This window comes from Nocardia sp. NPDC024068 (assembly GCF_040638875.1).
Taxonomy (GTDB): domain Bacteria; phylum Actinomycetota; class Actinomycetes; order Mycobacteriales; family Mycobacteriaceae; genus Nocardia.
This window is the reverse complement of record NZ_JBEZYU010000003.1, coordinates 346,211-363,580: the sequence shown is the minus strand read 5'-3', so window position 1 is coordinate 363,580 and position 17,370 is coordinate 346,211. Positions and strand designations below refer to the sequence as shown.

Below are 17,370 nucleotides of genomic sequence, written 5' to 3'. Positions count from 1 at the left end.
TGGCCGCCAGACGGGGTGACCCGTTCGTGAATTCCGTCGCCGCGGCGCGGACACCGTTCGCCGGTTTCGAAGAGTTGGAGGCCGAGAGCCCGGAGTTCCCGGGTCTATGGGCACGCCATGACGTGCGGCCCGAAACCCATGAGACGAAGTTGTTGCGGCACCCCACAAGGCGCTTGCCGACCATCGATTTCCACGCCTTCGAGGTCACCGACGTGCCCGGTTACCAGCTCCTCGTCTACCGGGGAGAACCCCGCCGACAGCTGAGCGCCGCCGGACCGGCCGGTGCCGGGGTTCGCCGCCCCGGCACCATATCGCCGCTCGACCGGATCACACAGTGGTGACCGCCGGTTCATAACGGTCCAGCCACACCACCAAGTCCAGGAACTGTTCGAGCCCGATCCGCTCGGGCAGATCCATCCCGCCCGCCGGACGGCCGGTAAGCCGGGCCACCGCGTCGGCGTCGACCAGTTCGAATACCCGATGCGCGGGGTCGTCGCCGAGCACCTGCGCCGCCTGCTGTTGCAGCGCAATCAGATACACACTGTCCGATGCCAGCGGATAGTGCGACTTCTTGCGTTCCGCCACGGACCGCGGCAGCAGGTCGGCGGTTGCACCGCGCAACAGGCTCTTCTCACGGCCATCGTAGGAGCGCATCGTCCACGGCACGTTGTAGACGTACTCGATCAGCCGGTGATCACACAACGGCACCCGCACCTCGAGGCCCGCCGCCATGCTCACCCGGTCCTTGCGGTCGAGCATCGCGCGCAGGAAACGGGTGAGATGCAGATACGACAGCTGCCGCGCCCTGACCTCGAGTTCGCTGTCGCCGGGCGCGGACTCCACCGACCCGACGGCCTCCTGGTACTGATCCTGCACATACCTGTCGAGGTCGAGTTCGCGCACCAGCTCCGGCCGCAGCAGCCCGGTGCGGCGCGTCATCTCCTGCGGCATCGCCGCCATCCAAGGAAAGGTGGTGGCATCGCGCAGCGCCGGTTCATGAAACCAGCGGTATCCGGCGAAGATCTCATCGGCCGATTCGCCCGACAGCGCGACCGTGGAATGCTCGCGCACCGCCCGCGACAGCAGATACAGCGAGGCATCGGAGTCGCCGAATCCGTACGGCAGGTCCCGCGCGGCGACAACCGCGGCGCGCACCTCGGGGTCGGCCAGCGCGGCGGGCCCGATGACGACACTGCTGTGCCGCGCTCCCACGTGGCCGGCCACCTCCCGCGCGAACGGGGAATCGAGCGTCGCACGCCATTCGTCGGCAACGAAATCGCGCTCCTGGTCGGCGAAGTCGACGGTGAACGCCCGCACCGATTCGTTCTCCGCACGCAACCGCGCAGCGGCCAGTGCGGTGATCGCCGAGGAGTCCAGCCCACCGGACAGCAGCGCGCACAACGGCACATCGGCAACCAGCTGCTGAGCCACGCTGTCCTGCAACAGTCCACGCACCTTAGCGATCGTGGTCTGCAGGTCATCGGTGTGCTCGGCCCTCGTCAGCTCCCAGTAGCGGCGCCGGCGTATCCCTTCCCGGCTCACCGTCACCACCGTGCCCGGATCGACCTGCTCCATCCCGTCCCACACCGCGCTCCGCGGGTCGGCGATCATCGTGAACAGTGCCCGCATCCCGTCCAGCCCGAGCGCCGGACGAGCCAGCGAATTGGCAAGGATCGCTTTGGGTTCCGAGCCGAACAGCACCCCGTCGGCCGTCGGCCACAGATAGAGCGGTTTGATGCCCAGCCGGTCTCGGATCAACACCAGCCGCCGATCCCGCGCGTCCCACAACGCGAACGCGTACATGCCCACCAATCGCTCGGCGACGGCTTCGCCCCATTCCAGATAGCCGCGCAGCACGACCTCGGTATCCGAGCGGCTCCGGAAGCGGTGCCCGCGCATGACCAGTTCGGACCGCAGCTCGCTGAAATTGTAGACCTCGCCCGAATACACCAGCACCACAGCGCCGTTCGGGGTCTCGGCAGTCATCGGCTGGCTGCCGCCGCCGATATCGATGACGGCCAGACGGCGGTGTCCGAGGGCGGCGGGGCCCTCGATCCACACACCCCCGGCGTCGGGTCCGCGCGCGGCCATCGTCGCGGTCATCGCCTCGACGGTGTCGCGCTCGCGGGCCAGGTTTCGATCGAAGGATACCCATCCGGTGATTCCACACATGACCCTAGTTTGCAGTCACTATAAAATTAGTGCAACTACAATCTTGTAGCGGCTGTAGTAGAGTGTGGACATGGGTGACACCGAGGTCGGATTGCGGGAACTGAAGAAGGAGCGCACCCGGCGCGCCCTACTGCGGGCGGCCTACCGGCTGTTCGAGGAGAAGGGCTACGACAGGACGACGACCGCCGAAATCTCCCGCGCCGCGGAGGTATCCCCGGGCACGTTCTTCAACTACTTCGCCACCAAGGAGGAACTGGTCCTCGGCGACCGGACCGACATCATCGAGGCCGGGTTACGCGTACTACGACGACGCGACCCCGGCGAGGTTCCCGCGGATCTCGTGGTACGCGCGTTCGACGCGATGCTGGCGACCGAGCGAGGTGGCGATCCCGGCGACGAGGTCGGGCAGTCCCGCGCCCGCCTGCTGTTCACCGTGCCCACCCTCTACGGGGCCGTGCTGCAGCGCACCTTCGTCAGCCAGGAACGGATGGCGGAGGCGCTGCGGGCGAGTTTCCCCGGGGAATTGGACGAACTGACGGCGGCCACGATCGTCGGCGCATTCGTGGGCGCGGGGATGGCGGCCGTGCGCACCGCGGCCGACCGCGACAAGCCGCTCATGCCCGCGCTGATGTCGGCAATTCACCTCGTAGCAACGCATTTTCGCTGAACGGCTCCTGGCGCCGCGAGCCTGCCGCTCATCGGACCGCGACCGGGTTGACAGGTGCGCCCACCGCGCCGGTGATCTTGATGGGGGCAGCGGTGAGGAAGAAATCGTAGTTGCCGTCCTCCCGGCACGCCTGCGCGAGCGCGTCGAGATCCCACATCTCCCCGATGAAGAGCCCGATCTGCGGGATCGCGACCTGATGCAGTGGCTGGAACGCGGTATCGAATTCATTGGGCCGGACCTCGAAACCCCAGGTGTCCGTGGCGATCGCGGCGATCTCGGTGGTATGCAGCCAGTCGGCGGTGGTGAAAGACAGTCCCGGTGCGGGCCCGCCGGCGTACTCACCCCATCCGTCACGTCGCGCACGAGTCAGTCGTCCGGTGCGCACGAGGACGATATCGCCGCGGCGGATCTGCGAGGTGATTCCTTGTGCGGCGATGGTCTGTTCGAGATGCGCTCGGGTGATCGCGAAACCGTCCGGGAGTTCGCCGTCCTCCCCGATCGCGTATCCGACGTCGAGCAGGACCCCACGCCCGCAGATGACGTCGGCGACGGTTTCGATACCGGTGACCTGGTCGCCGAGACTCGTGACGACCCGGTCGGCCGGACGGCCGTTCCAGGCGCGTCCGTGGTCGAAGATATGGCCGAGCCCGTCCCACTGGGTCGAGCACTGCAGCGGCATGGCGATCACATCGTCGGCGCCACCCAGCCCGTGCGGGAAACCCTGGATACCGGCGACGGCGTCGGTCCCGGTGTCGAGCATGGTGTGCACGGGATTGGTACGACGCCGCCAGCCTTTCTGCGGACCGTCCATATCGAAGGACTGTGACAGCGAGAAAGATCGGCCGGTGCGGATCGAGGCGGCCGCGGCGCGACGAGTGGCGTCGTCGAGGTAGTTCATGGTGCCCAGGACGTCGTCGGGACCCCAGCGGCCCCAATTCGAGACCCGGGCGGCCGCGGCGGCGATGGCGCCCTCGGGATCGGTTCGGTCCAGCTCGTCCGGGTTCACGACAGCCGTCCCTCGTCGAGTTCGGTGAAGGTGTCGCTCACCCAGTCGGCAACGAAGGTGGTGACATGCGGTAGATGGTCGAGGCCGATATGTTCGGTCGCGCCCTCTTCCGGGGTGAAGATCCGCAGTTCCCGCTTGGGGCTGGCGACCGCCTGGTCGTAGGACCGGTGCGCGTATTCGAGCGGGATCTGCCGGTCCTTCTCCCCATGGGCGATCAGGAACGGCACGGTGATCTTCTCGACGACGCCGTCGAGGTGGATGTCCTCGGCGAACTCGATGAAGGCCGGGATATCGGGCTGACCCCACACCCACAGCACGTGATCCCAATAGTGCGGGACCGGGTTCTCGCCCTCGCGGTCGAGGCGCCGCTTCTGCACCGCCCCCCAGTTGTGATTGGCGCCCCACGCCACACACAGCGCGAGGCGCTTCTCGAAGGCCGCGGCCCGCGGGACGTAGTAGCCGCCGAGCGACCAGCCGGCCAGACCGATCCGGTCGTCACGGATATCGGCGCGGGCCTCGAGCCAGTCGACGCAGGCCGCGGCCCATACCTCGGTATCGATCCGGGCGGTGAGCCCTTGCAGGCGCAGTGCCTCCCCGCTGCCGGGGCAGTCGACCATCAGCGTGGAGATTCCGCGGGCGGCGAGTTCGTGGTGGATACCGGCGCCGACCATCATCTCCTTGGTGGAGTCCAGGCCGTTCCACATGATGATCACCGGGGTCGGGGAACCGTCGGCCGAGGCATTGTGGAAGTACGCCGGAAGGGTGGTGTCCTCGTAGGGGATCGCGACCTTCGTGGTCGCGGGATCGATCAGCGCGCACGACTTCAGCAGCAGATCGACACTGCGCTGATATTCGGCATTGCGACTCGGATCCCCGGCGCGCTGCATGCGCTCGGCCTGCGCGACGTACACCGAGGCGCGGAAATACGCCTGCCCGGCGGTGCGCGGGTGGCCCGCTTTCTCCGCGTCCGCCGCCTGCTGTTCGAGCCGGTCGGCCACGGCCCGCCACGCCGCCATGAATTCGGCGGTACCCACATCGGAGCCCTGGGCGGCGAGTTCGCGAATGGGCCGGCAGGCGCGGTCGACCTCGTCGATCAGGCCGCCGCTGTTGAGTGTCGCGACGACGCCGAGGTTCCAGACGTAATTGCCCGGGAAGTATTCGAACATGATTTCCTCTGCTCAGTGGGTGGATTGTGGGGGCTGGTAGAGCGGGCGCAGGGCGTCGGAGACGGGTTTTGCGCCCGCGTGGGAAGCGACACCGCCGTCGACGGGGATCTCGGCGCCGGTCACATAGGACGCGCCGTCGCCGAGCAGGAACACCACAACGGACGCGACCTCGTCCGGGCTGCCCGCGCGGCCCAGCGGCGCGGCCGCGATCGAGGCGTCGCGGAATTCCGTGGGTGCCGAGGCGGTCATCGGGGTCTCGATGAAACCGGGATGCACGGTATTGACCCGGATTCCGCGTTCGCCGAGTTCCAGCGCCGCCGTACCGGTGAGCCCGCGGACAGCCCATTTACTGGTCGTATAGGCCAGCGGGTAGTGCCCCTGGTAGCCGGCGAGGGAGCCGATGAGAACGATCGAGCCGCCGGCCGGCATCAGCGGAGCCAGCGTCTGGATCGCCTGCAACGGACCGCCGACATTCACCGCGTGCGTATCGGCAAGAGCGTCCGGGGTGACGTCCCCGAGCCGCGCCCGCCAGGTGACGCCCGCACAGTTGACCAGGCCGTGGACCGGCTCTCCGGCGAGGTCGGTGGCCAGCGCCGACCAGTCCCGCGGCGCGCGTACATCGAGCCGGCGGATTCCGTCCCCGGCATTCCGGTCGACCGCGACCACACGGCCGCCGGCGGCGGTGACCGCGGCCGTTACCGCGGCACCGATTCCCGACCCGGCCCCGGTGACGACGACGGTGCGTCCGGCGAGCGTGCTCATGCCGCACCCCGCCGGAAGGCCGGATAGTCGCGGCGCCGGACCGGGCTCAGCGGTGGCGCCGGATCGGCGACGCCGACCCGGCCGCTCAGCGCGCCGATCCCTTCGACGGTCAGTGTCACAACGTCACCCGGTTGCAGGGGCGGCGGATCCTGTTCGCCGCGCCGGCCCCAGAGCTCGCCGAGGCAGCCACCGTTGCCGACGGTGCCCGAGCCGATCACATCACCGGGCACGACCCCGCTGTCGCGGGAGGCGTAGGCGATCATCGATTCGAAGGTCCAGCCCGCATTGCTCAGCACATCGCGGCCGATTTCGACATTGTTGACGCTCACCGCGCAGTCGAGGTCGAGGAACCCGTCCGCGTCGCGGTAGGGGTCGAGTTCGTCGGCGGTGACGATCCACGGCCCCAGGCCGGTCGCGAAATCCTTACCCTTGGCAGGCCCCAGCGAGACCTGCATCTCCCGGCTCTGCAGATCCCGCGCCGACCAGTCGTTCATGACTGTGTACCCGAAGACCGCCTGCCGCGCCTGCTCCTCGGTGAGCGACCGGCCGGCCCGGCCCACCACCACGGCGACCTCGAGTTCGAAATCGCGCACGGCACAGGTCGCCGGGAACAGCGCCTCGTCATCCGGTCCGAGGACGGCGTGCGGGTTGGTGAAATAGAAGGTCGGCGCGTCGTACCAGGCCTCGGGCACCCCTGATTCGCCATTGACGCTGCGGCGCACACCTTCAACATGTTCTTCGAACGCCACGCTGTCGCGCACCGAAGCCGGCCGCAACGGAGCCAGCAATCGCACCTCGTCCAGCGGTCGCCCGGCGCCCTGCTCGCGAGCGTGCTCGCCCAGCCGATGCGCTTCGGCCAGGCCGGCGTCGATCACATCGCGCATACTCGCTCCCGGAGCGAATGGGAACACCGTGTCACCGTCGACCACTCCCACGCGGGGTTCCGCGAGGCCGGGCGCGGTGAAGGTCACGAGCCGCATCAGACCGGAGGCGCGACGAAGCAGCCGCGGTCGGGGTCGTTGAACGATTTCTTCGCCACGAATTCCTCCATCGGATTCGCGGTGCCCCACTGGTCGCTCACCGTGGGGTCGGAGAAGTCGTACAGATGTGGATGCCAGGTGTCCTCGTCGAGTTCCTCCAGTTCGGTGGTGTATTCGACGGTGTTGCCGTGCGGGTCCAGGAAGTAGCTGAAGGTGTTGTTACCGGCCATATGCCGACCCGGACCCCACACCTTCTCGACCCCGCCGCGCAGCAACCGGCCGGTGCCGCGCATGTATTCGTCGATCCCCCGCATCTCGAACGACGCATGATGCAGCGAAACATGCGGGCACCGTGCGATGGCGATGCTGTGATGGAACCGGTTCGTCCGCAGGAACCACATCATCTCGCCCATATGCGGGTGCATGAGGGTGTCGGACAGCGCGAAGGACAGATGCTTCTGGTAGAAGGCCACGGTCGCTTCGGGATTCGGCGAATTGATCACGACATGCGACAGCTTCACCGGCACCGACTCCCCCTCCTCGACCTTGCGGTGCTGCCGCACGGCCACATCCGCCGATATCTCGATCGTGCGGCCGTCGTTGTCGAAGAACCGGAAGCCGTAACCACCACCGGGGGTTTGCAATTCGCCGGGCGGGCCGACCAGTTTCACGCCGTCGGCGGCCAGCCGTTCCGCCATGGTGTCCACATCGGCGGGGCTCGCCGCACCGAACGCGATGAGGTCGAGGCGCTTCTCCTCGGCCTTGCGCAGGCGCACCGAATACTGTTCCGGCGAGCCGGCCGCGGCCAGGAAAGCGAGGCCGCTCTCGGTCGTCTGTGGTTCCAGCCCCCACATATTCGTATAGAACTCGAACTGTTTGTCGTAGTCGGGGACGGCCAGGTCGACATGCCGTAAATGAGTGATCAATCGTTCGTTCATGCTCTCGTCCTTCGTTCGAATGCCCTGATCGCCGGAGAAATCCGCTGTTCAGGCTGGCTCGGCGACCAGGTGCGAGATACGGGTCATCAAGCCGGCGACGTCGCCCTGTGCACCGTCGAGCAGCCACTGCCCGAGCTGGACCGAGGATTCGACGACATCCTTCGCCCGGGGCAGCCGGCGGCCGGTGAACTCACGCCACAGGTCCTCGGATACCGCGGCGTGGGCGATCAGCAGTTCGGCCAGCACGGCAGCGTCCTCGAGCGCTTGGGCGCAGCCTTGCGCGAGGGTCGGCGGGCAGCTGTGGGCGGCGTCGCCGATCAGCACCACCCGGCCGCGGTTCCACGGCCCGTCGATCACATGGCTTTCGAATTTCGCGTAGTTGATCCGATCCGGATCGGTCATCGACGCCCGCACGTCGTCCCACGGTCCGTGGTAGGCCGCCGCCAGTTCCAGCATCGCGGCCAGGCCGTGTTCCGGAGTCGGCCGGGCATCGTCACGGGCATCTTCTACCAGGTAGGCGTAGAGAGTGTCCGGGCCGGTCGGGCAGTAACCGGCGATATAGGCCGGGCCGCCGTAGTACAGATCGGTCCGGGTGATCGAGGCCGGGCGCGGGGCGAACAACCGCCAGATACCCATCCCGGTCGGCCGCGGCTCGATATCGATACCGAGCGTGCGCCGTGTCCACGAATGGATACCGTCCGCGCCGACGACGAGGTCGTAGCGGCCGGTGGATCCATCGGCGAAGTCGATGGTCACACCCTGCTCGTCTGCCGCCAGGCCGGTGGGTGCGATACCGAAGCGGACCTTCGCACCCGCCGCGACGGCCCGGTCCACGAGAATGCGGGCCAGATCGGGCCGGAACATCCCCATATTGGCCGGCAGGTCCGGGCCGCCGGAGCGCAGTTCGTCCAGTTCGACCAGCAGGGTGCCCGCGGCGTCCGGGGCGCGCAGGCCCAGGGTGTCGTAGGCGTAGCCCTTCGCCCGCACCTCGTCCCAGACCCCCAGCTGCCGCAGGACACGTAAGGCATTGCCCTGCAGGGTGATACCGGATCCCAGGGCGGCGATATCGGGTTTGACCTCGACGATTTCGACCGACACCCCGGCCTCGGCGAGCAGGATCGCGGCGGCGGTACCGGCGGAACCGGCGCCGATCACCAACACATTCCGGACAGCAGACACAACAGACTCCAGTGGCTCTCGTGACCTCGCCTGGTCCTCCGCGACGAGGTGGTAGGGACCACTCTGCGACCCAGATCACCATCACGGAAGAGCGGATCGCTTATGCTCACCATCCACGGGGTTTATGGTTCGAGGTATGACCGCCGACTCGCTGCGAAATCTGGATCTGAACCTCTTGACGACGCTCGACGCGCTGCTCACCGAACGCAATGTCACCCGGGCCGCCGAAAATCTGGGCCTGAGCCAGCCCGCGGTGTCAGCGGCGCTGCGGCGGCTGCGCCGCCATTTCCACGACGAACTGCTGCATCGCAGCGGTAACCGGTACGAACTCACCCCCTTGGCCGAGCAACTCCGCGAACCGGCCGCTGCGGCGCTCGTAGGGATCCAGCGGGTTTTCGACGCGGTTCCCGTGTTCGACCCCGCCACCTCCAGCCGGGAGTTCACCGTGCTGGTCTCCGACTACGCGGCGACGGTGTTCTGCGACCAACTCGCGACCGTCCTCGCCGAACAGGCCCCGGGCGTGCGATTGCGCCTGGACCAGCAGACCGGCGCGCATATCGACCAGGCCCCCGAATCGCTGCGCACCGCCGACGGCACCTTCCTGCCGCACGGTTTCCTGACCGATATGCCGTCCCTCGACGTGTTCACCGACAGCTGGGTGCTCATCGTGTCGGCGGACAACACCGAGGTCGGGGACACGGTGACCCTGGAGCAGCTCGCCGAATTGCCCTGGGTGGTCACCTATCACGCGCCGACCGCCTTCACCCCCGCGGCCCGGCAGCTGCGGATGATCGGGATCGAACCCGATATCCGGGTGGTGGTGCAGAGTTTCCTCGCGGTGCCGTTCATGGTCACCGGCACGCGCTGCGTCGCGCTACTGCAACGTCGACTCGCCGACCGGCTGGCGGACGCCGCGCAGGTCCGGGTTCTCCCTTGCCCCTGGGAGGTGGTGCCGCTGGTGGAGGCGTTCTGGTGGCATCCCACCCATCGCGCCGACCCCGCCCACCAATGGTTGCGTTCGGTGCTCACCGAAGTGAGCGCGGAGGTGTCGCGCTGACCGGAACAGCGCTGCGCCCCACTGCCCTGTGCGGGCGGTGGGGCGCAACTGTTCGCCCCGGCTATCGAGCCGGGATGCGCGCAGAGCTCACCGGGGCCGGTGGTACTGCAGTTTTTCCACCACCGGTGCGTCGGAGAATCGGAACAGGTCCAATTCCGTCTCCGCGTCCAGCGACCAGAGCACCCACGACGGCACGACGAAGAGATCGCCCGTGGTCAGCGTCCGTTCCTCGTCGCCCAAGGTGACGCGGCCCTCACCCTGGAACACCTGCCAGATCGAGGAGCCGACTTCGCGGCGCGGCGCGGTGGCGGCTCCGGCGCGCAGCCGGTGGAATTCGCAGCGGATGGTCGGCAGCACATCGCCGCCGGTGGTCGGGTTGGTGTATTTGATCGCCGCGTGACCGGGTTCGACGGTGGCCGCGTGACCTTCCCGCTCCAGCAGCAACTGCTCGGTGAGGGCGCGGTCGGTGTGCTCCCAGCGGTAGGCCGCGATCGGGGTCGAACCGGCGGGGTCCTGCGCCGAGAGGGGCGTGAGGCCGGGATGGGCCCACAGCCGCTCGGACCGTGAGATCGGTGGTGTGCTGGTATCGGTCACCGTTTCCGGGCCGAATTCGAAGAACCCGAAATCGAGATCATGGGCGAGCGGGACATCGAGTCCGTCGATCCAGGCCATCGGCTCGTCGGTTTCGTTGTGATGGCCATGGAAACACCAGCCCGGGGTCATCAGCAGGTCGCCGCGCCGCATGGCGACCGGGTCACCGTCGACGACCGTCCACACGCCCTCGCCTTCGATCACGAAACGGAAAGCGTTCTGGGCGTGCCGATGTTCCGGCGCGGTCTCGCGCGGGCCGAGCCACTGGATAGCGCACCACAGCGTCGGAGTGGCGTAGGCGGTGGGGGCCAGGCCGGGGTTGGCCAATCCGATCGCCCGGCGTTCGCCGCCGCGGCCCACCGGCACCAATTCGCCCGAGCGCCGGGCGATATCGAGTAGCTCCGACCATTTCCACACGTACGGTACGGCGGCGGGTGCGGGGGCCGCGGGCATCAGATCGGTGGTCTGGGTCCACAGCGGTGCCGTCGAATTGCGCGCGAAATCGGCGTAGAGACGGTCGAGTTCGGCAGTCGGTTCCTCGGTGGTGATGTTCTCGCTTGTCACGAAATACTCCTCAACAGACGGGAGTGGGCAGGTTTCTGCGGGCCGGTCAGTGCACGACGACCGCGGCGTCCGGATCGGCCCCGGGTTCAGCGGCCTTGTGCCGGTTTTCCGCGAGTACGGGGCGGCGGGTGCGCATGGCGTAGATCGCGACGGCGCCGGCCAGCATGGGCAGTACGAATAGGAAGTAGATACTGCGCGGCGCCCAGTCGAGATCGAGCAGCGCACCGGCGAGTATCGGCGACAGGATCGCGCCCACCCGGCCGAGTCCGATGATCAGGCCGACCGCCGTCGCCCGGACCGACGACCCGTAGTACATGGGCCCGATCGAGAACATGCCGGCCATCACCGCGCTGGTGGTCAGGCCTAGCAGCGCGGCGGTCACGAAGGCCGCGTTCAGCGATTCCACCGAGACCGCGTACAGCCCGAAGGCGGCGCCCGCCAGGACGAACAGCGCGGTGAGGGTCTGCCGGACACCGAACCGGACGGCGAGCGGGCCGAAGATCAGCGCACCGGCGATACCGCCCGCGCTGAACAGCACGCCCGCCTGCACCCCGTCGGCGTCGGTGAACCCGCTGCTGGTGACGAGTTTCGGGGTCCACGAGTTGGCGAAATAGAAACCCGCCATCAGCACGAAGAAGCTGAAGCCCAGCAGTAGGGTTGTGACCGGGTTGGCGCCGGTGGCCAGTTCTCTCCAGCGTCCGGCGGATCCCCGGGCGCGCTCCGGTGCCGGCGGCAGGGTGCCGAGTTCCGGCTGACCGAGCCGCACCAGGATGGCATTGGCCCGTTCGAGCGCCTTGGCGGGGCGACGGGTGAGCAGGTAGTCGAGCGATTCCGGCAGCACCGCCAGCGCGACCAGCGCCGTCACCAGGGTGGCCCCGGCGCCGAACAGGAACACGGCCCGCCAATCGAACTGCGCGAGCAGCACACCCGCGATGATCCCGCCGACCGTACCGCCGATCGGCTGACCGGCCGTGTAGACACTGATCGCGGTCGATCGGGAGCGGGCCGAGGAGTATTCGGCCACCATGACGTTCAGGCAGGCCTGCAGGGTGCCGATCGCCAGGCCGGTGAGCACCCGGACCACGAGCAGCATCGCGAAACCGGTCGCCACCGCGGACAGTGCCATCCCGGCCGCGACCACGAACGCGCACACCACGATGGTCCGGCGGCGGCCGACGATATCGGCCACCTGCGAGATCACGATCGACCCCACCGCCATACCGATCAACGCGGCACTGAGCAGCGCACCCAGCTGGGAACCGGACAGCTCCCATTCGTCGGAGATATGCGAGGCGCTGAACGCCAGCGCGAGCACATCGAATCCGTCCAGCATGTTCAGCAGCACGCATACCGCGACGACGGCATACTGCACCGGCCGCATGGGCGACGATTCGATCCTGGTCTTGATATCCATGGTCCTATCCCCTTGCCGCGCGCGCGTCGTGCCGGGCGCCGGGGCGATCGGCGTAGGCGATGGCGTCCCGGCCGGTGACCCCGACCTCCAGCGTCCCGATACCGCCGATCTCCAGGCGGATCCGCGCGCCGTCGTACAGCGGGCCCACACCGGCGGGTGTGCCGGTGGCGATGATGTCGCCGGGGTGCAGTGTCATCACCGAACTGCTGTAGGCGACGAGTTCGGCGACCGGGAAGATGAGTTCGGCGGTATCGGTCTGCTGGCGCAGTTCGTCGCCGACCCAGCAACGCAGCGGCAGATTGCCGGGGTCACCGATCTCGTCGGCGGTCACGATCCACGGCCCGAGTGGGGTGAAGGTGTCGAACGATTTCCGGGTCGACCGGTCCTCGGTGGAGCGCACGGTGATATCGAGGACGCCGGTGTAACCGAAGACGTGGTCGAGCGCGTCGTCCACACTCACATCGCGGGCCGTGCGGCCGATGACGATCGCGAGCTCGCCTTCCTGGTCGGTCCGCATATCGCTGTACGGGAGCACGACCTGTTCCCCCGGCCCGATCACCGAGGAGTTGGCCTTGAGGAAGACACCGTATTCGGCGATGGTCTTCTGCTCGTGCATCTCGACCTTGTGATCGAGGTAGTTGACCGGCGCCGCGACGATTTTGCCCGGACGCGAGATCGGCGCCCGCAACGCGGCGCGGTCCAGCGGTTGGACGGGGCAGACGGACAGGTCGACGGCGGCGAGATCCGCCGCGCGGCCGCCCTGTTCGAGCCACGGCAGCCAGGGGCCGCCGTAGGGGCCGGGCGTGGTGGGCAGGTGTTCGGTGACGTCGTAGACGTCGGTACCGGAGACGACGGCGGCGCGATCACCGTCGAGAACTGCTAGGCGCATGAACGAAAAACCTTGTCTGGGAGAGAGTTCGGGCTCAGGAGTGGACCGGTTCGGGTACCGGTACGAAAAGGGGGCCGCGGTAGACCCAATCCGCGTGCTCGTAGAGGTCGGCGGTATCCAGCCGGTCGAGCAGTTCGTTGCGCAGGTGGCGGTGCACGCCGCGGGCGTGGCAGATCTCGCCGAACATGCGCGCCTTGGTCTGCACCTCGGCCGTGCGCGGAATCCGGGCTTCGGTGAAGCGGCGGATCACCTCCGGCCATTCGACAGCGCCGGTACCGTCGCGGACCAGCGTTTCGAGAGTGTTCGCATCCTCGAGCGCCTGGCAGCAGCCCTGGGCCAGATACTGCAGCATGGGATGGGCGGCGTCACCGGTCAGGACCAGGCGGTCGTGCCCCCAGTCGTCGGCCGGCAACCGGTCGTAGAGCGGCCACCGGCGCTGTTTGCCGATATGCCCGATCGCCGCCCGCACCTGCGGATGGCATTCCGCGAAGGCGGCCTCGAGTTCGTCGACGCCGCCGAAGTCCGCCTCGCCGCGCAGGAAACCCGGTGATTCGAAGACCGCGACCTGGTTGAGCACCTCCCCGGACCGCAGCCGGTACTGCACCAGATGGCAGCCGGGCCCGGCCCAGACCAGTACATCGTCGAGTTCGCGATCACCCGCGGGCACCTCGCCGACGGGGACGGTGCCGCGGTAGGCGACGTACCCGGACGGCTGGAGTTCGTCCCCGACAATGGCCTGCCGCAGCACCGAACGCAGTCCGTCGGCCCCGATGGTGGCCGCGGCGGCGAAGGTCCGGCCGTCCGCGGCGTGGGCGACGGTCCCGGTATCGGTGGTGTCGACCCGGTCGATGCGCACATCGGTCAGCAGTTCGACGCCCGCCCGGCGGCAGGCGTCCAGCAGGATCGCGTGCAGATCGGTCCGGTGGATCACCACGTACGGAGTGCCGTAGCGGGCGCGGAAATCCGGCCCCAGCGGAAGCCTGGCGATCTCCGCACCGGAGATCGCGTCCCGCATAGCGATATTCTCCGGCGCCACGCCGGCCGCCCGAACCTGATCCAGCAACCCCCACGACGCCAGGATCCGGGTGGCGTTCGGACCGAGCTGCAGACCCGCGCCGATTTCACCGAATTCACCGGCCTGCTCGACTACCACGACTTTCCGGCCGGCTCGCACAAGTCCCAGTGCGGTCGCGAGGCCGCCGATTCCTCCGCCGACCACCAGGACACCGTTATCCAGGTCACACTCAATCATGCGAAAAAGCTAAAGCGCATCATCCGGTGGACGGAATAAGATTCCGCTATGCGCAACCCGCCACTGCCCGAACGCCCGCCCAGTGCGGTGGGCTCGCTCGACCGCGGACTCCGCCTGCTGCAACTGCTACGCGACTACGGCAGTCTGCGGGTGATGGACGCCGCGGCCGACTTGGACATCTCCCGCTCCAGCGCCCACCGGCTGCTGCAAACCCTCGCCTACCGGGGCTTCGCGGTGCAGGACGAATCCCACGTCTACTTCCCCGGCCCCTCACTCGACGCCGCCCCGGCCCGGCTCGCCTGGACCAAGACCTTCCGCGCCCTCTGCCAGCCACACCTCGAGGTGCTGTCCCGGCGCAGTGGTGAATCGGCGAACCTCATGATCCGGGTCCGCGATACCGTCCGGTTCCTCGGAACCGTCCGTGCCCGGTCCGTGTACGCCACCAATGATCGCGACGGTGTGGTGATGCCGGCACACCGGGCATCCGGCGGAAAGGCATTACTTGCGACACTGTCCGAGGAAGAACTACACCAGCTGTACCGCCGTTCGGGTCCCGGCGGCACCCCCGCCCTCGACGAGGACGAATTCCGTGCTCTGACGAGCACTCTCATGCAGGTGTCGGCGCGCGGCTTCGCCGTGAACTTCGAGGAGACCGAACGCGGCGTCGCGGCCGTCGGGGTCACGATCAACGACCGCGCCGGTCACGCCGTCGGCGCGGTCTCGCTGTCCAGTCATGCCGCTCGCTTCACCGGCCTGGTCGATCGGACCTTCATACCGCTGTTACTCGACACCAGAACCCAGATCGAAAAGGACCTCATGATCATCGACCTGGATATCGGGAACCATTGAGGCACTCGATCCCCGATTCCCGATCGGCGCGGACCCAGTGCGCGGATCGACTCTCGTGGGCGTCGATATCGTCGAGCTGCCACCGCTCATACGCTGTCAGTCGAACCCCGAGATCGACTGCGTCTCCAGATACTGCGCCAAGCCCTCGCGACCGAATTCCCGCCCGATTCCACTGGCCTTCACGCCCCCGAACGGAGCGTGCGGATCCATACTGTAGGCCTGATTGATGCCGAAGGTACCGGCACGGATCCGGCCCGCGACGGCGAGTCCGCGGTCGGCATCCGTTGTCCATACCGAGCCCGACAGCCCGTAGGCCGTATCGTCGGCGAGCCGCACCGCGTCGTCTGTATCGGCGTATTCCAGCACGGTCAGTACCGGGCCGAAGATCTCCTCCTGGGCGATTCCCATACCGGATTCGACCTCGGTGAAAAGAGTAGGCCGCACGTACCAGCCCTTGTCCAGGCCCTCCGGAGGGGCTTCGCCGCCGGTGACGATCCGGGCGCCCGCGGTGATCCCCTGCTCGATGTATCCGCGGACCCGCTCGCGCTGCCGGTCGGAGACCATCGGGCCGATGCGGGTGTCCTCGTCGAACGGATCCCCTACCGACAGCTCGTCCACCATGGCGGCCAACGCGTCCACGAACTCCGGCGCGCGGCGGCGCGGCACCAGGATCCGCGTCTGCGCCACGCAGGCCTGACCACTGTTCATCAGCCCCGCCACCTGCACACCGGCGGCGACTGCCGCCGGGTCGGCGTCATCGAGGACAACGGCCGCCGATTTTCCTCCGAGCTCCAGCCCGACGCGTTTGAGCGCGGCGCCGCACGCGGCCGCGACCTGTCGACCGGCCGCGGTGGATCCGGTGAAGGAGACCTTGTCGATTCCGGGGTGGGCGACGAGGTACTCCCCGACCGCACGGTCACCCGGCAGGATCGAGACGACACCCGGCGGCACCTCGCTCTGCTCGATCAGTTCGGCCATGAGGTAGGCGTCCAGCGGCGTCTCGGGTGACGGTTTGAGCACTATGGTGCAGCCGGCGAGCAAGGCGGGGATCAGTTTCGCGACGACCATGAGCATCGGCATGTTCCACGGCGTCACCGCCCCCACGACACCGACGGGGTGACTGCGCACCAGGATGCCGGTGCCGTAGAAGCCCGGCCGGGTCTCCTGCCACGGATAGGTTTCGGCGAGATCGGCCAGCGCACGCATCATCACTCCGGGTAGCCGGGCGTGCGCCGAACGGGAGAAGGTGATCGGTGCGCCCATTTCCGCGGTCACCACCTGTGCGACCTCGTCCACCCGTTCCTGGTAGCGCCGGGCGAGGTCCCGGACGATCCGGATCCGCTCGGCCGGATCGAGCCGGGGCCACGGTCCTTCGTCGAACGCCCGGCGCGCCGCCGCGACGGCCCGGTCGACATCGGCGGGCGCGGGTGCGGCGACGCGCGCGATGGGTTGTTCGGTATGCGGCGAGATCACCTCGGTCATCTCGCCGGTACTCGGTACCCACCACTCGCCGCCGATGAAGAGCTTCGCGTATTCGTACACGGGTGCCGCCCTTCAGCGGGTGTGGGTGCTCATTTCGCGGAGCAGCCGGACGGTGGGTGGCGGGTCCGACTGGACCGCGACCGGTTTCGACATCTTCCCCGACCTCGCCCGTGCGCCCATCCTCGCCTGCACCGCCTCGAGATCGTCGGCTTCGATCTCGTAGAGCGCGATGAAACTACCGTCTCCGGCGAGGGGTTCGAGCCGTCGGGCCGAGACGATCCCGTCGATATCGAGCATTTCGCCGATATGGGTGTCGGCGTACCAGCGGTGATATTCGGCGATTTCCTCCGGCGAGCTGGGCCGGGATTCGACGTAGAGAATTCCTTTGGGCATTCGTCTGCT

The 17,370-nt window shown here is 68.0% G+C and carries 17 protein-coding genes; 4 read left to right on the top strand and 13 right to left on the bottom strand.

What is annotated here, in order from left to right:
* Window positions 1-26: 26 nt before the first annotated feature.
* The gene (locus AB0F41_RS06755) at window positions 27-341 is read left to right on the top strand and encodes a hypothetical protein (RefSeq protein ID WP_357421734.1); all 315 of its coding nucleotides are present in this window, start codon (window positions 27-29) and stop codon (window positions 339-341) included.
* On the opposite strand, the gene asnB is transcribed toward AB0F41_RS06755, so the two are convergent.
* Window positions 328-2,172: an asparagine synthase (glutamine-hydrolyzing) gene (asnB, locus tag AB0F41_RS06750; protein ID WP_357421733.1), complete on the bottom strand. Its 1,845-nt coding sequence runs from the start codon at window positions 2,170-2,172 to the stop codon at window positions 328-330. The genes AB0F41_RS06755 and asnB overlap by 14 nt on opposite strands.
* Before the next feature lie 70 nt (window positions 2,173-2,242).
* Here asnB and AB0F41_RS06745 point away from each other — a divergent pair, with 70 nt between their 5' ends.
* Window positions 2,243-2,839, top strand: a complete 597-nt coding sequence (locus AB0F41_RS06745) for a TetR family transcriptional regulator (RefSeq protein WP_357421731.1) — start codon at window positions 2,243-2,245, stop codon at window positions 2,837-2,839.
* A 28-nt stretch (window positions 2,840-2,867) separates the two neighbouring features.
* Here AB0F41_RS06745 and AB0F41_RS06740 read toward each other — a convergent pair whose 3' ends face one another.
* The 6 genes from AB0F41_RS06740 to AB0F41_RS06715 are packed head-to-tail and all read right to left on the bottom strand — an operon-like array spanning window position 2,868 to window position 8,870.
* Window positions 2,868-3,845, bottom strand: a complete 978-nt coding sequence (locus AB0F41_RS06740; RefSeq protein ID WP_357421730.1) for a cyclase family protein — start codon at window positions 3,843-3,845, stop codon at window positions 2,868-2,870.
* Window positions 3,842-5,011: an alpha/beta hydrolase gene (locus AB0F41_RS06735; protein WP_357421729.1), complete on the bottom strand. Its 1,170-nt coding sequence runs from the start codon at window positions 5,009-5,011 to the stop codon at window positions 3,842-3,844. Before AB0F41_RS06735 ends, AB0F41_RS06740 begins: the two co-directional genes overlap by 4 nt.
* 12 nt (window positions 5,012-5,023) lie before the next feature.
* Window positions 5,024-5,773, bottom strand: a complete 750-nt coding sequence (locus AB0F41_RS06730; RefSeq protein WP_357421728.1) for an SDR family oxidoreductase — start codon at window positions 5,771-5,773, stop codon at window positions 5,024-5,026.
* Window positions 5,770-6,744 (bottom strand): fumarylacetoacetate hydrolase family protein, encoded by a 975-nt coding sequence (locus AB0F41_RS06725; RefSeq protein ID WP_357421727.1) that lies wholly within the window; start codon window positions 6,742-6,744, stop codon window positions 5,770-5,772. Before AB0F41_RS06725 ends, AB0F41_RS06730 begins: the two co-directional genes overlap by 4 nt.
* An 8-nt stretch (window positions 6,745-6,752) precedes the next feature.
* Entirely contained in the window at window positions 6,753-7,691 is a 939-nt protein-coding gene (locus tag AB0F41_RS06720; RefSeq protein ID WP_357421726.1) for a VOC family protein, read from the bottom strand.
* Window positions 7,692-7,739: 48 nt separating this feature from the next.
* A complete protein-coding gene (locus tag AB0F41_RS06715) occupies window positions 7,740-8,870 on the bottom strand; it encodes an FAD-dependent monooxygenase (protein ID WP_357421725.1) in 1,131 nt (376 codons plus the stop codon).
* A 136-nt stretch (window positions 8,871-9,006) separates the two neighbouring features.
* Between AB0F41_RS06715 and AB0F41_RS06710 the strand changes: the two genes are divergently transcribed.
* Window positions 9,007-9,927 (top strand): LysR family transcriptional regulator, encoded by a 921-nt coding sequence (locus AB0F41_RS06710; RefSeq protein WP_357421724.1) that lies wholly within the window; start codon window positions 9,007-9,009, stop codon window positions 9,925-9,927.
* A gap of 87 nt (window positions 9,928-10,014) precedes the next feature.
* Here AB0F41_RS06710 and AB0F41_RS06705 read toward each other — a convergent pair whose 3' ends face one another.
* Genes AB0F41_RS06705 through AB0F41_RS06690 form a run of 4 tightly spaced genes read right to left on the bottom strand, consistent with a single transcriptional unit; the run spans window position 10,015 to window position 14,637 of the window.
* Complete coding sequence (locus AB0F41_RS06705; protein WP_357421723.1) at window positions 10,015-11,082, bottom strand: cupin domain-containing protein; 1,068 nt, start codon at window positions 11,080-11,082, stop codon at window positions 10,015-10,017.
* Between the two features lie 46 nt (window positions 11,083-11,128).
* On the bottom strand, window positions 11,129-12,496 hold the full coding sequence (locus AB0F41_RS06700; protein ID WP_357421722.1) for an MFS transporter: 1,368 nt from the start codon (window positions 12,494-12,496) through the stop codon (window positions 11,129-11,131).
* A 4-nt stretch (window positions 12,497-12,500) separates the two neighbouring features.
* Window positions 12,501-13,385 (bottom strand): fumarylacetoacetate hydrolase family protein, encoded by an 885-nt coding sequence (locus AB0F41_RS06695; RefSeq protein ID WP_357421721.1) that lies wholly within the window; start codon window positions 13,383-13,385, stop codon window positions 12,501-12,503.
* Between the two features lie 34 nt (window positions 13,386-13,419).
* A complete protein-coding gene (locus AB0F41_RS06690; RefSeq protein WP_357421719.1) occupies window positions 13,420-14,637 on the bottom strand; it encodes an FAD-dependent monooxygenase in 1,218 nt (405 codons plus the stop codon).
* A 48-nt stretch (window positions 14,638-14,685) separates the two neighbouring features.
* Here AB0F41_RS06690 and AB0F41_RS06685 point away from each other — a divergent pair, with 48 nt between their 5' ends.
* Window positions 14,686-15,486: an IclR family transcriptional regulator gene (locus AB0F41_RS06685; RefSeq protein ID WP_357421718.1), complete on the top strand. Its 801-nt coding sequence runs from the start codon at window positions 14,686-14,688 to the stop codon at window positions 15,484-15,486.
* A 96-nt stretch (window positions 15,487-15,582) separates the two neighbouring features.
* On the opposite strand, the gene AB0F41_RS06680 is transcribed toward AB0F41_RS06685, so the two are convergent.
* Together AB0F41_RS06680 and AB0F41_RS06675 are read right to left on the bottom strand one after the other, a co-directional pair.
* Window positions 15,583-17,028, bottom strand: a complete 1,446-nt coding sequence (locus AB0F41_RS06680; RefSeq protein ID WP_357421717.1) for an aldehyde dehydrogenase — start codon at window positions 17,026-17,028, stop codon at window positions 15,583-15,585.
* 12 nt (window positions 17,029-17,040) lie between these two features.
* Complete coding sequence (locus tag AB0F41_RS06675) at window positions 17,041-17,361, bottom strand: hypothetical protein (protein ID WP_357421716.1); 321 nt, start codon at window positions 17,359-17,361, stop codon at window positions 17,041-17,043.
* Window positions 17,362-17,370: the final 9 nt, after the last annotated feature.

Bases quoted from the DNA above. Each gene is read 5' to 3' on its own strand.
- asnB (WP_357421733.1), bottom strand. From the start codon at position 2,172: ATGTGTGGAATCACCGGATGGGTATCCTTCGATCGAAACCTGGCCCGC.
- AB0F41_RS06745 (WP_357421731.1), top strand. From the start codon at position 2,243: ATGGGTGACACCGAGGTCGGATTGCGGGAACTGAAGAAGGAGCGCACC.
- AB0F41_RS06735 (WP_357421729.1), bottom strand. From the start codon at position 5,011: ATGTTCGAATACTTCCCGGGCAATTACGTCTGGAACCTCGGCGTCGTC.
- AB0F41_RS06730 (WP_357421728.1), bottom strand. From the start codon at position 5,773: ATGAGCACGCTCGCCGGACGCACCGTCGTCGTCACCGGGGCCGGGTCG.
- AB0F41_RS06720 (WP_357421726.1), bottom strand. From the start codon at position 7,691: ATGAACGAACGATTGATCACTCATTTACGGCATGTCGACCTGGCCGTC.
- AB0F41_RS06710 (WP_357421724.1), top strand. From the start codon at position 9,007: ATGACCGCCGACTCGCTGCGAAATCTGGATCTGAACCTCTTGACGACG.
- AB0F41_RS06700 (WP_357421722.1), bottom strand. From the start codon at position 12,496: ATGGATATCAAGACCAGGATCGAATCGTCGCCCATGCGGCCGGTGCAG.
- AB0F41_RS06695 (WP_357421721.1), bottom strand. From the start codon at position 13,385: ATGCGCCTAGCAGTTCTCGACGGTGATCGCGCCGCCGTCGTCTCCGGT.
- AB0F41_RS06690 (WP_357421719.1), bottom strand. From the start codon at position 14,637: ATGATTGAGTGTGACCTGGATAACGGTGTCCTGGTGGTCGGCGGAGGA.
- AB0F41_RS06685 (WP_357421718.1), top strand. From the start codon at position 14,686: ATGCGCAACCCGCCACTGCCCGAACGCCCGCCCAGTGCGGTGGGCTCG.
- AB0F41_RS06675 (WP_357421716.1), bottom strand. From the start codon at position 17,361: ATGCCCAAAGGAATTCTCTACGTCGAATCCCGGCCCAGCTCGCCGGAG.